A 12012-nucleotide genomic window follows, 5' to 3' on the forward strand; every position below is an offset into this window, starting at 1 on the left:
GAACGGACGCACTCGGGCATCCCCGACGCGCCATGCACCAGGGCCTGAACAGCCCCGCCATGGCTACCAGTTGGCCTACGAAGGCAACCGGCTTTCGCGATGTACCGGGAGGTGAGGTACGTCAGTCTTCTTCTTCGCGAAGGGAGGAGAACGTCATGGCCACGCCTCATACCTTCCGTCATATAGCGCTGGGAGCCATGGTGCTCCCCCTCGCCGTGCTCGCACCATCCGCCGGAGCCGGCGCCACAGGACCCGTCGCCGCAGGCGCCGCGGTTCAGGGCCGCGGCGGAAGCCCGGCCTCCACCGTCGACCACGTCGCCGACTTCTACGGCGCCTACACCGATGCCCTGCACGACGTCGGCCACGGCCGCCTGACCGACGCCCTGCGCCGGCACTACCTCACCCCGGAGCTGCTCCGCACCCTGACGCGCTGGGAGGCAGCCCACCACCGGGAGGGTGTCCTGCGCGCCAAGGGAGTCCCCACCCGGTGGAGCGTCGAGTACAACGACAGCGGCATGGGCCATTGCTGGACCCGGGTCGCCCTGACCTGGAACGACACCGGAAAGCACCAGCGCACGAGTCACCTGATGATCCAGTCCGACCTCGCCACCCGGCTGATCTCCGGTATTCGCACGGACGGATAAGGCATACGGCCCCCTGGCACGAGCCACCCGCCCCGGCAAGCGACCGCCCAGCCTCGCCGTGCGCTCGCGCACCTGCGAGCACTTTGACGGCGTCCTGTGCAGGAGCCGCAGAGAGGGGACGGAGGCTCAGGGGATCACATACGCTGCGACCGTACGACGAGTGCCATGGGGCCCCGGTGTCGGCCGGGACCGAGTTCATCGGAGGCGATGGCCCTGCTCACCCTGGATCTGCACCCCGTCTTCCGCAGCGATCGCGCCATCGACACGGCCCTTCGGCAGACCCTCTTCAAGGCCGCCGCCACCGGGGTCGACACCGTTCAGATCATCCCGGGCAAAGGGACGGGCCAGCTGAAGAAGCGTGTACTGGCGGTGCTGGCGCAGAAGCACCTCAGGAAGCTGTACGCCCGCGTGGAGACGGATCCGAACAACGCCGGCAGGATCCTGGTCCACCTCCGTTGACTCCCCGACGGACAGGCCGGGCGCAGCAAGCGGTCCGTCCCCAGGGACACTGACGTGCGCCTCGCGAGAAGGCGGTCACACGGTCGCTTCCGTCAGACCCGCCGACATCCATCGCACCACCGACTCCGCGTTGTACACCTGCCCTTCGGGAGCCAACTGCCGCAGGAAGTCGAGGTCCTGGCCGATGGTGACGACGGGAGGTTCGACCACGCCGTGCGGGCGGCGTTGGCCGAACCCGACGGCGGCCAGCAGCCCGTTGCACAGGCATTTCCGGCCCTTCGTCTGCTCGACGGCACCGCCCTTGCGGACGTACATCGCGGCGGGCTCCGCAGGGCAGCGATAGGCGACGGCGCCCTGTTCGGTGCGGTACGGGGTGCGCAGATAGCCGAGGTCGCAGAGCCGGCGGCGCGCCGCGCTCACGCCCGGGTCGGCCAGTGTGCCGGGCAGGTCGACGACCTTGAACGGGAAGCCGGTCGGAGAGGCCGCGGGATCGTTGCGGACGGTCAGTTCCGTGCGCAGTTCCCGCTCGACCAGCCGGCGCCGCAACCGCGCCTCCAGGCCGGACTCCTCGCAGAGCGCGAAGACGCTGCCGAGTTGGACGCCGGCCGCTCCCACCGCCCGCGCCCGGCGCAGATGTTCCGGCCCGCACTGGCCGCCGGCGATCCAGAAGGGCAGGCCGAGGGCGGCCATCTTGGCGAAGTCGGGGACATCCCGGGGCCCGTAGACAGGGTCGCCCTGCGCGTCCAGGCGCATCGGTCCGCGCGGCGGCGCGCTGTGTCCGCCGGCGCCGTACCCTTCGACGACGAAGCCGTCGGGCGTGGTCTGTGGCGAACGGCTCAGGTACGACGCCAGGGCCGGTAGCGAGACGATGGCCAGGACGTCGGGGCGGCGCAGGGGCCCCGGTTGCGCGCCGCACAGTATCGAGGCGGGGTCGAAGGGCAGTTCTACGGGTGTGTCGTCACCCTCGATGTCCAACCGCGCGGTGACGGGCTCCAGTTGGGCGAGCCGGGTCGCGATGCCCGGGAACTGCGCGGGAATGCCCGCGCCGACCAGCACGTAGTCGACACCGGCCAGGATGGCGCCGAACATGGCGGGGGCCGTGGCGAGTTGGACCTTCGCCAGGTAGTTGACGCCGACCTGTCCGTCGTGGCCCTCCTTGGCGAGCCACACCTCACAGAAGTTGGCGACGACCGTCAACTCCCGGGCAGGACACCTCTCGTCGGCCGTCAGCCGGGGTGTGGCGGCGTACCGCTGGTCGGCGTCGATCCCGCCTTCGACGAAGTAGCGCCGCCGTATGGAGTCGGCGAGTTCCGGCACGGGGAATGCGGCGAGGGCCCGCCTGAGGTGGCCGCCGGGGTCACCGCTTTGCAGTGTCCGGATCAGCAGGGTGTCCAGGGCGGTGCCGGAGACGACGCCCAACTGCCCTGTGCGCGCGACGGACCGGGCCAGGCGCCAGCCGGACACCCCGACCCCCATCCCCCCTTGGATCAGCCAGGGCAGGTCGGTTTTCGTCCCGGGTGTGCTCATGGTTCCTCGCAAGGATGATCGCCGGTTCGGAACACCTACTTACGGTTCCGTAACCTACGCTACCGTAACCATGTGTGGCTCTTCAGGGCGTCGGTTCGCCGACTTGTTGGGTGCCGATGACGGCGAGGAGGTCGAGGGCGTCGGCGCTGTCGGTGCCGACGGCGGGGGTGAACCAGAGCAGCCGCTGTCGGCCGTCTTCGCTGAACAGGCTGAGGCAGTTGACCTCGATCAGGCCGAGTGCGGGGTGGTTGAGGCGTTTTCGGTCATTGCGCCGGAACGCGACGTCGTGGTCGGCCCACAGGGCAGCGAATTCGGGGGAAGTGCCGAGCAGCGAGCTGATCATCGAGCTGGCTTCGGTGTCTTTGCTGTCGCGTCGGGCGGCGGCGGCCCGCAGGTCGGCGACGAAGGCGCGGGACTGCTCGCCATGGTCGGCTTCCGGATACAGGCGACGGGCGGCGGGGTCGGTGAACCACCGGTGCACGAAGCTGGCCCGGGAGCCCCGGAAGCCGGAGTGGTCCCCGAGCAGCGCCACCGCGAGCGGATTCTGTACGAGGGTGACGTGCAGGTCGGTGATGACCTGTGCGGGCGTCGACGTCAGGCGAGTGAGCAGGTCGAGCATGCCGGGGTGGACGTGCGAGGCGGCTGAGCCGTGCGCGGGCACCGGGCGGTCTGCCAGGTGGTAGAGGTAGTCGCGCTCGTCGGCGGTCAGGCGCAGTGCCCTGGCCAGCGCGGCGACCATCTGCTCGGAGGGCTGGGACCCGGCGCCGCGTTCGAGCTCGTTGTAGTAGTCCACCGAAGCTCCGGCGAGCTGCGCGACCTCGTCGCGGCGCAGTCCGGGCACTCGGCGCCGGGGGCCGGACGGCAGTCCCACGTCGGCCGGACGGATGCGCTCACGCCGGGAACGCAGGAAGACCCCCAGCTCGGTGTATTTCCCAGAACCCATGTCCGCCATTGTGCGTCCGTCCCAAGCGACGGAACCAGGGGATGTCATCCCCTGGTTCCGCCTGCCCGGGCCGCGCATCGTGGAGAACATGACCAAGAACAACAGCACGTCGGCGGCCGTACGGGTCGCCGTCGTCACCGGCGGATCGCGCGGCATCGGCCGGGCGGTCTCCCGCCGGCTCGCTCAGGACGGCCTGGCCGTCGTAGTGAACTACGCCCGGGACGACGCGAGCGCCGAGGAGACGGTGGCGGCGATCACCGCCGCCGGCGGCCGGGCGATCCCCGTACGGGCCGACGTGGCGGACGAGAAGGAGGTCGCCGCGATGTTCGACCGAACCCAGGAGGAGTTCGGCGGCGTGGACGTCGTGGTGAACTCGGCCGGCCGGATGGCCCTCGCGCCCATCGCCGACCTCGACCTCGCGGCGCTCGACGCCATGCACCGCACCAACATCCGCGGCACCTTCGTCATCGCTCAGCAGGCTGCCCGGCGACTGCGCGCGGGCGGCTCGTTCGTGGGGTTCTCGACGTCCGTGGTGGGCACGCAGTTCCCGACCTACGGCGCGTACGCGGCCAGCAAGGGCGCCGTCGAGTCCATGACCATGATCCTCGCCCGCGAGCTGCGCGGACGGGACATCACCGTGAACACCGTCGCCCCGGGCCCCACGGCCACCGACCTGTTCCTCGAGGGCAAGACGCCCGAGCAGATCGACCGGCTCGCCAAGACCCCGCCCCTGGAGCGGCTGGGCACCCCGCAGGACATCGCCCAGGTGGTCGCCTTCCTCACCAGCCCCGCAGGGCACTGGGTGAACGGCCAGATCCTGCGCGCCAACGGAGGCATGGTGTGATGCATCAGCCGAAGGTCGTGATGGTCACCGGCGCATCCAGTGGCTTCGGAAACCTCACCGCACGCGCCCTGGCCGAGGCCGGTCACATCGTGTACGCCGGCATGCGCGCCACCGCGGACCGCAACGCGCCCGCCGTCGCGGCGCTCACCGAGTTCGCGAAGGACCGCGGCGTACGGGTAACCGCCGTGGAGATGGACGTCCAGGAACAGGATTCGGTGGACGCCGCCGTCGACCACGTCATGACCGAGCACGAACGTATCGACGTGGTGGTCCACAACGCGGGCCACATGGTCCTCGGACCGGCCGAAGCCTTCACCCCCGACCAGCTCGCCGACGTCTACGACATCAACGTACTGTCCACGCAGCGGGTGAACCGCACGGTGCTGCCGATCATGCGCCGCCGGAGGCAGGGCCTGCTCGTGTGGGTCGGTTCCTCCTCGACCCGCGGCGGACACCCTCCCTTCCTGGCGCCCTACTTCGCCGCCAAGGCCGCCATGGACGCCGTCGCCGAGAGCTACGCCGCCGAACTGATCAAGTTCGGCATCGAGACCACCCTCGTCATTCCCGGTGCCTACCCGAGCGGCACCAACCACTTCGCTCATGCCGGGACACCCGACGACACCGGGCGAGCCGCGGAGTACGACGAGTTGTACGGCCGGCTCAGGGACACCATGGCCGAGACCCTGAGCGACATCTTCCCCGCCGGACGGGAGATCGGGGAGGTGGCCGACGAGATCGTCCGGGTCATCGGCCTGCCGCACGGCGAACGGCCCTTCCGTACCCACATCGACCCCAACCGTGACGGCAGCGAAGTGGTGTCGATCATGTACGACCGGATCCGCGCGGAGTTCTTCCGCCGCACCGGCCTCGACGAACTGCTCACCACTCACGCCACCTTCTGACCAGAACCCCCTTCCACCGAACATCCCGTTCAAGGAGAAACGCTCATGCCTTTCGCCAACTTCAAGGTTCCCGCGGGCACCATCACCGCCGAGGACAAGAAGAAGATCGTCGAGCGCACCACCGACCTGTACGCGGAGATCTACGGTGAGCGGGCCCGCCCCAGCACCGTCGTACTGATCGACGAAGTCGTCGACGGCGGCTGGGGCTTCGGCGGCACCGTCCTGACCGCAGCCATGCTCAACGGCGACGCCTGACTCCCACCCCCTGTGGGGCCCGGAGCCACGGAGCCGGGCCCCACACGGCGGTTGCGACACATGCCAAGCCGTCCCCTCAGGGCTCGGCGGGCGCCGCCAACCGCTCGGCCACCTCGCGTGCTTCCACCGACCGGCCCTGGTCTCGGTACAGGCCCAGCGCCGTCGTCCAGGCGTGACGTGCCGCCTCGCGATCCCCGGCATCGGCGTACATGTCTCCGAGTGACGCCCATGTGTCGGCCTCACGATTGGCGTTGCCGATGGCCTGAAAATGGGTGAGCGCCTGTCGGTAGGCGTCCAGGGCACGACTCGTCCGGCCGGTGCGCCGCGCGATGTACGCCAGCGTGTCCCACGTCGCGGCTTGCCCCTCACCGTCCCCGTGGAGCTGGAGCAACGGCAGCGCCTGAAGGCAGTGTGCCTCACCGCTGGCGTACCGGCCGAGCCGTGCGAGCGCCCAACCGGTGCCGTTCAGGATGTTGGACTCGCCTACCTGGTCCCCGAGTTCGCGATATCCCTCCAGCGCCTGCGCGAAGTGCGGCAGGGCACGCTCGTAGGCGTTGATGCGGACGTAGACCTCGGCGAGCGAGTGGTGGGTGCGGGTGAGGCCCACCGTGCCGGCGTCGGCACTGAACCGCTCGAGAGCCGCGTCGAGGTGGGACAGCGCTTCGTCGTAGCGCCCCGCCTGCGCCAGGGCGACACCGAGCCGCTGCCGGGTGTGGGCGGCCAGCGACGGATCGTCCAGGCCTGTGGCCGCGTCCAGGGCCGTGTACCAGGCCCGGATGCTCTCCTCGAACAGCCCGCGGCGCCAGCGAAACGTGTGCAGCGCCCAGGTCAGGCGGCACAGCTCCGGTCGCAGGCCCCGCCGCTCGGCGAGGGTGATGATCTCCTGGAGGCAGGCGTACTCCGCGTCGAACCAGTCCAGCGCGGCCTGCGCGTCGCCGAAGGCGAGAGGGGCCGGGCTCGGGTCGTGGAGTGCGGGCGGGTCCTGTGCCGTGCGGTGCGGCTCCAGGACCCGGTGCGCCGCTTGCGCCGAGCGCACGTAGAAAGCGACCAGACGGCGCGTGTGCCCGTCGCGTTGCGTGGCGGTCAGGCCGGCCGCCTGCTCCTCGGCGTACAGCCGGACCAGGTCGTGCATCTCGTAGCGGCCCGGTCGGTGTTGGCGGATGAGACAGGCTTCTTCCAGGACGCGCATGGCCTGCCGGGTTCGCGTCGGGTCGCGCTCGATGAAGTGGGCCAGCGCCGCCAGGGACACGTCCTGGTGCGGCAGCAGCCCCAACAGAGCGAACACCCGGGCCGGTTCCGCGTCGAGCGCGTCGTGCGACGCGGCGAACAGGACGCGGAGACTCGCGGAGACGTCACCGGCGTCCAGTACGTCGAGGCGGGTGCTCGGATCGCGCAGGTCCTGGGCGAGTTGGTCGAGGGAGGCGCCCGGCAGACCGTCCACGTGCGCGGCCGCGATGTCGAGGGCCAGAGGCAGCCCGGCGCACCAGTGGACGATGTCGCGCAGTGCCGGCTCCGACGCGGCGCGGTCGTGTCCCAGCCGGCGGGCGAAGAGCCGCGACGATTCGTCGGCCGACAGCAGGCCGAGGCCGACGATGTCAGCACCGGCCCGTACCTTGAGGCTGCTCAGCCGATTCCTGCTGGTCACGAGCGTCCTGCAGCCAGGTGTCCCCGGCAGGAGGGGGACGACCTGCGCGCTGTCGCGGGCGTTGTCGAGCACGACGAGGATCTTCCGCCGGGCCATCAGCGTGCGGTAGAGCGCCGCGCGACCCTCCGTGTCGGCGGGCAGTTCGCTCTCGGCCGCCCCGAGCGCCATCAGGAACAGGTGCAGAACGTCACCGGGGTCGGTGGGGCGGGCACTGGGACTGAAGCCGTTCAGTTGGGCGTAGAGCTGGCCGTCGGGAAACTCCTCGGCGTGCTGGTGCGCCCAGCGCAGAGCCAGCCACGACTTGCCCACTCCGGCCATGCCCGCGATCACGCTGACGTCCGGCGCCCCGCCATCGGTGCGGCCCTCCCCCGCGTCGAGGAGCCGCAGTTCGTCGTCCCGGCCGACGAACCCCGAAGGCAGCGCGGGGAGTTGACGGGGTATGCGGCCTTCCGGCGCGTTGGCCGACGGTGCGGCGAGAGCGTCATCGAAGACGAGGATCCGCTGATGGAGCTCCTGCAACCGGGGACCGGGGTCCACACCCAGCCGCTCCGCGAGCCGTTGCCGCAACTGCTCGTAGGCCATGAGGGCAGCGGCAGGCTGTCCCGTCCGGTACAGGGCGAGCATGTGCAGGTGGGCCGCCTGTTCGTCCAGTGGCTGCTCGGCGGCGAGCGCGGCGAGGGGCTGGACGAGGTCGACGTGCAGTCCCCGGTTCAGCAGCAACTCGTAGTGATCGAGTCGGGCCCGATGGTGCTCCTCCGCCAGCGTGCGACGGTACGTGTCGAGCCACGGCGAGCGCAGACCGGCGAACGGCTCGCCCTGCCAGAGCGCCAACGCCCGTTCGTACGAGGCCTCCGCCTCCCGAGGGTCTCTCGTGCCGCGCGCCTGCTCGACCAAGGAGCGGAAACGGAAAAGATCGACGGCCGAGCTGTCGGTCCGCAGGACATACCCCGCGGGCGTCCGCGCGATGTCCCACCGCTCCGCGTCGCCCGGATCCGCGCGCAGGGCGCGCAGCCGCGACACGTAGCTGTAGAGCGAGGCCATCGCACGCGGCGGGACCTCGTCCCCCCACACCCGGGTGAGGAGCGTCTCCGCGGACACGGGCCGGTTGACGTCGATGAGGAGCAGCGCGAGGACGGAGCGCTGGCGCGGTGATCCGGGGGTGACGGCGGACCCGCGGGAGCGAATGGTCACATCGCCGAGGAGGGTGAATCCGATGCTCATACCGGTCCTTCGTCCCGCGCGGTCTCGCCGGCCCGGGGCGGCTGTCGCGGCTGTCCGCCCGACACCCGTTCTGAACAGCCCTGCAAGAAACTATCAAGGTCCTTGCAGGGCGCGTGCCGAATACTGACGGTGACCAGCACCACCCAGGGGGAAGGACTACATCGTGACCCGTCACGCCGTACCGCGCCGCGGACTGCTCGGCCTCACCGCGCCGGAAAGAGACACCGTCATTGCGACCGGGCGGTCTGTCGCACGACACGCGACGCCCCGCGGAACCGGTCACGCGTGAACATCACGTGAGCTGTTCGCCCGCCCGGCACCTCGCCGATGTCCGTCCGCCGCCATCCGCGACGACGTACACCACTGTTCACCCCGGCCAACCCCCCACCGCCCGCGAACGAGGCCGCATGCTCCGCATCCACTTCACGCCCGAGGACCTGCAGAACATCCGCATCTCACGCCGTCCCGATCCCCTGTGGGAACTCGTCTGCGCCGCCTGCCGGTTCGCCACCCACCAGGGACCGCTCGAATTCGGGGCATGGCGTAGCACCGTCCGTCAACGGCTCGCCGGAGACCCAGCCGCCGGCCGTGCCCTACACACCCTGCAGACACTCGTCCCGCCCGCCGGATACATACCCGACTTCCTCACCCCCTCCGTCCCGGAAGGGGGTCTGCCCGCGGCCCTGGAGGAAATCCAGGCCACCCCTCCCGGCCGACTGCGGGAGGAGCTGGGAAGGCTCGCCACCGCACGCCCTCTCCCGCCATGGACCACAACGCTCGGCCGGCCCGGAGACCGGGGCATGCGATCGCTGGCGAATTCCCTGAACATCTCCGCCAGAACCCTGCTGCAACCACGCTGGGCACACGCCCGTCGAGCCGTCCGTGACGACGTCGACGGGCGGACCCGCGCGCTCCTCGACGGCGGCGTCCTCGCCCTGCTGCACAGCCTGCGTCCCCTCGCCCGATGGAACGCACCCGTCCTGGAGGTCGACTACCCCACCCATCGCGACCTCTACCTGGACGGCCGCGGGCTGCGCCTCGTCCCGTCCTACTTCTGCTGGCGCCGCCCCACCGCCCTCGCCGACCCCGCACTCGGCCCGGTCCTCGTCTACCCGGTCACCGCACGGCCACTGGACTCGATCACCCTGCGCGACGACGGACTCGACCGTCTGCTGGGCCGTACCAGGACGTCGGTCCTCGTCGAGGTCGCCCGCGGCGGCCCCCGGACCACCTCGGAAGTGGCGACGGCGGTCGGCATCGCCCTGCCCAGCGCCAGCTACCAACTCACCGTCCTGCGGGACGGAGGGCTGGTGGCGAGCCGACGCGAGGGGCAGTACGTGCGGCACTCGGTGACGCCTCTGGGCTACCGGCTCCTGGACGGCGACGCCGGAGAGTCTTCCCGCATGGGTCAGGAGGTCGGCAGCGCCCCCGAGCTTCTGCACGCGTAGCCTCACGGGCCGATGGGGGATCCCGTCCGTGCGCGGAACGTGCGGCGGTAGGTGTCCGGGGGCACTCCGACCGTACGGTTGAAGTGGCGGCGCAGTGTCGTGGCGGTGCCCATGCCGGTGGCCTCCGCGATGGTGTCGATCGTGTCGTCGGTCTGCTCGAGCAACTCCTGGGCGCGGCGGATCCGTTGGGTGAGCAGCCACTGCAGCGGGGTGGTGCCGGCCGCGGCACGGAAGTGGCGGCCCAGGTTGCGCGAGCTCATCCGCGCCCGGCGCGCGAGGTCCTCCACCGTCAGCGGCTGGTCGAGGCGCTCCAGGGCCCACGGGAGAAGGGCGGCGAGCGGGTGGTCGTCCCGGGCGGGCACCGGCGTGGTGACGAACTGGGCCTGGCCGCCGGCGCGGTGCGGCGGTACGACCAGTCGGCGGGCGGCGGCGTTGGCCACGGACGAGCCGTGATCGAGACGGATGATGTGCAGGCACAGGTCAAGGGCGGCGGCCTTGCCCGCGGAGGTGAGCACGCTGCCGTTGTCCACGTACAGCACGTCCGGGTCGACCTCGACCGCGGGACAGCGGGCGGCCAGGGCATCGGTGTGCGCCCAGTGCGTGGTGGCGCGCTTGCCGTCCAGCAGGCCCGCCGCGGCCAGCACGAAGACGCCCGTGCACAAGGAGGCCACGCGCGCCCCCGCCTCGTGGGCCGCGCGCACGGCGTCCACCAGGTCGGCCGGCGGGTCGTCGTCGATGTCGGCCCAGCCGGGGACGATCACGGTGTCGGCGTCGCGGAGCCGGTCGAGCCCGTGGTCGGGCTCCAGCCGGAACCGGCCGAACCGTATGGCGTCCGGCCCGCAGACCTCGAGGTCGTACCAGGGGCCGGTCACTCCGGCCGGGGCGGTGCCGAAGATCTCGTACGCCAAGGACAGCTCGAAGTGCAGCATCCCGTCGGTGACCGCCAGCGACACAGAACTCATGTCCGTAATTGTATGTGGCATGTCGTTTCGGACACTGGTGGTGCGGTGCCCGCCCCGTGAGGATGGCTGCTGTCGATCGTTCGAGAGCAAGGGCGGACCATGGGATCAGGGCAGATGGTGGCGGTGTACGGCGCGTACGGCCACACGGGGCGGTTCGTGGTCGCGCATCTGCGGGAGCGCGGGTTCGTGCCGGTCCTCTGCGGCCGCGACGCCGGCAAGCTGACGGAGCCGGCGGCGTCATGTCCCGGACCCGAGCCCCGTACGGCATCGGTCGACGATCCGGTCTCGCTCGACCGCGCACTGGCTGACGCGGTCGCCGTGGTCAACTGCGCCGGCCCCTTCGCCACGACCGCCGCCCCCGTGATCGAAGCGGCACTGCGCGCCAAGATCCCGTACGTGGACGTGGCGGCCGAGATCGAGGCCAACGCCGACACCTTCGCGCACTTCGCGGAGCATGCCCGGGCCGCGGACGTGGCCGTCGTCCCCGCGATGGCCTTCTACGGCGGACTCGGCGACCTCCTCGCCACCGCGGCGATGGGCGACTGGACGGGGGCCGACGAGGTGCACGTCGCCTACGGGCTGAGCAGCTGGCATCCCACGGAGGGCACCCGCGCCGCGGGCCAGGTCTCCGGTGAGCGGCGCAACGGGCGGCGGGTGCGGTACACGAAGGGGCGGCTGGAGTACCACGACGATGCCCTGCCCACTCTGACGTGGCCGTTCCCCGACCCGATGGGCCCGCGGACCGTCATCGGGGACTTCACGATGGCCGACGTCGTCACCGTCCCCAGCCACTTGGCCGTCCCCGAGGTCCGTACCTACATGACCACCGAGGCGGCCGGCGATCTGGCCGCCCCGGACACACCGGCGCCGACCGCGGTCGACGAGCGCGGCAGGTCCGCGCAGACCTTCGTCGTCGATGTCGTCGTCCGCTCCGGCGGCGTCGAGCGGCGTGCCGTGGCAAGGGGGCAGGACATCTACGCGGTCACCGCGCCGCTCGCGGTGGAAGCGGTCGACCGCATTCTCACGGGACGGATCAGGACGGTCGGCGTCGCCTCGGCCGGTGAGATCTTCGACGCGCCCGACTTCCTCCGCGCGCTGTCCCCGCACATCGTTTTTGAACTGCGTCCGTAGAGCGCGGGCCGCGGGTTCCGGTTCCTTCTCG

The 12012-nt window shown here is 71.0% G+C and carries 11 protein-coding genes; 7 read left to right on the forward strand and 4 right to left on the reverse strand.

What is annotated here, in order from left to right:
- Positions 1-155: 155 nt before the first annotated feature.
- Positions 156-644 carry a hypothetical protein gene (locus ACIGDI_RS19220; protein ID WP_399897953.1) on the forward strand — a complete coding sequence of 163 codons (489 nt, stop codon included), beginning with the start codon at positions 156-158 and terminating at the stop codon, positions 642-644.
- A gap of 207 nt (positions 645-851) precedes the next feature.
- Entirely contained in the window at positions 852-1103 is a 252-nt protein-coding gene (locus ACIGDI_RS19225) for a Smr/MutS family protein (protein WP_399897955.1), read from the forward strand.
- A 75-nt stretch (positions 1104-1178) separates the two neighbouring features.
- Here the strand turns inward: ACIGDI_RS19225 and ACIGDI_RS19230 are convergent, their stop codons facing one another.
- Positions 1179-2630, reverse strand: coding sequence for a nitronate monooxygenase (locus ACIGDI_RS19230; RefSeq protein ID WP_399897957.1), 1452 nt, complete (start codon positions 2628-2630; stop codon positions 1179-1181).
- Between the two features lie 82 nt (positions 2631-2712).
- Positions 2713-3573 carry a helix-turn-helix transcriptional regulator gene (locus ACIGDI_RS19235; protein ID WP_399897959.1) on the reverse strand — a complete coding sequence of 287 codons (861 nt, stop codon included), beginning with the start codon at positions 3571-3573 and terminating at the stop codon, positions 2713-2715.
- Positions 3574-3661: 88 nt separating this feature from the next.
- Between ACIGDI_RS19235 and ACIGDI_RS19240 the strand changes: the two genes are divergently transcribed.
- From ACIGDI_RS19240 to ACIGDI_RS19250, 3 genes are read left to right on the forward strand one after another with little or no spacing between them, the layout of a single operon-like run.
- Positions 3662-4417 carry an SDR family oxidoreductase gene (locus ACIGDI_RS19240; RefSeq protein ID WP_399897961.1) on the forward strand — a complete coding sequence of 252 codons (756 nt, stop codon included), beginning with the start codon at positions 3662-3664 and terminating at the stop codon, positions 4415-4417.
- The gene (locus ACIGDI_RS19245; protein WP_399897963.1) at positions 4417-5319 is read left to right on the forward strand and encodes an SDR family oxidoreductase; all 903 of its coding nucleotides are present in this window, start codon (positions 4417-4419) and stop codon (positions 5317-5319) included. The genes ACIGDI_RS19240 and ACIGDI_RS19245 overlap by 1 nt, the downstream gene beginning before the upstream one ends.
- A gap of 45 nt (positions 5320-5364) precedes the next feature.
- Positions 5365-5574, forward strand: coding sequence for a 4-oxalocrotonate tautomerase family protein (locus ACIGDI_RS19250; protein ID WP_399897965.1), 210 nt, complete (start codon positions 5365-5367; stop codon positions 5572-5574).
- 76 nt (positions 5575-5650) lie between these two features.
- On the opposite strand, the gene ACIGDI_RS19255 is transcribed toward ACIGDI_RS19250, so the two are convergent.
- Positions 5651-8440: a BTAD domain-containing putative transcriptional regulator gene (locus ACIGDI_RS19255; protein ID WP_399897967.1), complete on the reverse strand. Its 2790-nt coding sequence runs from the start codon at positions 8438-8440 to the stop codon at positions 5651-5653.
- A gap of 407 nt (positions 8441-8847) precedes the next feature.
- Between ACIGDI_RS19255 and ACIGDI_RS19260 the strand changes: the two genes are divergently transcribed.
- Positions 8848-9888: an ArsR/SmtB family transcription factor gene (locus ACIGDI_RS19260; RefSeq protein ID WP_399897969.1), complete on the forward strand. Its 1041-nt coding sequence runs from the start codon at positions 8848-8850 to the stop codon at positions 9886-9888.
- Between the two features lie 2 nt (positions 9889-9890).
- Here ACIGDI_RS19260 and ACIGDI_RS19265 read toward each other — a convergent pair whose 3' ends face one another.
- Entirely contained in the window at positions 9891-10850 is a 960-nt protein-coding gene (locus tag ACIGDI_RS19265) for a helix-turn-helix domain-containing protein (protein WP_399897971.1), read from the reverse strand.
- Positions 10851-10949: 99 nt separating this feature from the next.
- On the opposite strand from ACIGDI_RS19265, the gene ACIGDI_RS19270 reads away from it, so the two are divergent.
- Positions 10950-11981, forward strand: a complete 1032-nt coding sequence (locus tag ACIGDI_RS19270) for a saccharopine dehydrogenase family protein (protein ID WP_399897973.1) — start codon at positions 10950-10952, stop codon at positions 11979-11981.
- Positions 11982-12012: the final 31 nt, after the last annotated feature.

The sequence above is a fragment of the Streptomyces sp. NPDC085900 genome, from assembly GCF_044540925.1.
In the GTDB taxonomy this organism is placed as follows: Bacteria; Actinomycetota; Actinomycetes; order Streptomycetales; family Streptomycetaceae; genus Streptomyces; species Streptomyces gilvifuscus.

Excerpts from the sequence above, each read along its gene's own strand:
- ACIGDI_RS19220 (WP_399897953.1), top strand. The coding sequence starts at position 156 with ATGGCCACGCCTCATACCTTCCGTCATATAGCGCTGGGAGCCATGGTG.
- ACIGDI_RS19225 (WP_399897955.1), top strand. The coding sequence starts at position 852 with ATGGCCCTGCTCACCCTGGATCTGCACCCCGTCTTCCGCAGCGATCGC.
- ACIGDI_RS19230 (WP_399897957.1), bottom strand. The coding sequence starts at position 2,630 with ATGAGCACACCCGGGACGAAAACCGACCTGCCCTGGCTGATCCAAGGG.
- ACIGDI_RS19235 (WP_399897959.1), bottom strand. The coding sequence starts at position 3,573 with ATGGGTTCTGGGAAATACACCGAGCTGGGGGTCTTCCTGCGTTCCCGG.
- ACIGDI_RS19240 (WP_399897961.1), top strand. The coding sequence starts at position 3,662 with ATGACCAAGAACAACAGCACGTCGGCGGCCGTACGGGTCGCCGTCGTC.
- ACIGDI_RS19245 (WP_399897963.1), top strand. The coding sequence starts at position 4,417 with ATGCATCAGCCGAAGGTCGTGATGGTCACCGGCGCATCCAGTGGCTTC.
- ACIGDI_RS19250 (WP_399897965.1), top strand. The coding sequence starts at position 5,365 with ATGCCTTTCGCCAACTTCAAGGTTCCCGCGGGCACCATCACCGCCGAG.
- ACIGDI_RS19255 (WP_399897967.1), bottom strand. The coding sequence starts at position 8,440 with ATGAGCATCGGATTCACCCTCCTCGGCGATGTGACCATTCGCTCCCGC.
- ACIGDI_RS19260 (WP_399897969.1), top strand. The coding sequence starts at position 8,848 with ATGCTCCGCATCCACTTCACGCCCGAGGACCTGCAGAACATCCGCATC.
- ACIGDI_RS19265 (WP_399897971.1), bottom strand. The coding sequence starts at position 10,850 with ATGAGTTCTGTGTCGCTGGCGGTCACCGACGGGATGCTGCACTTCGAG.
- ACIGDI_RS19270 (WP_399897973.1), top strand. The coding sequence starts at position 10,950 with ATGGGATCAGGGCAGATGGTGGCGGTGTACGGCGCGTACGGCCACACG.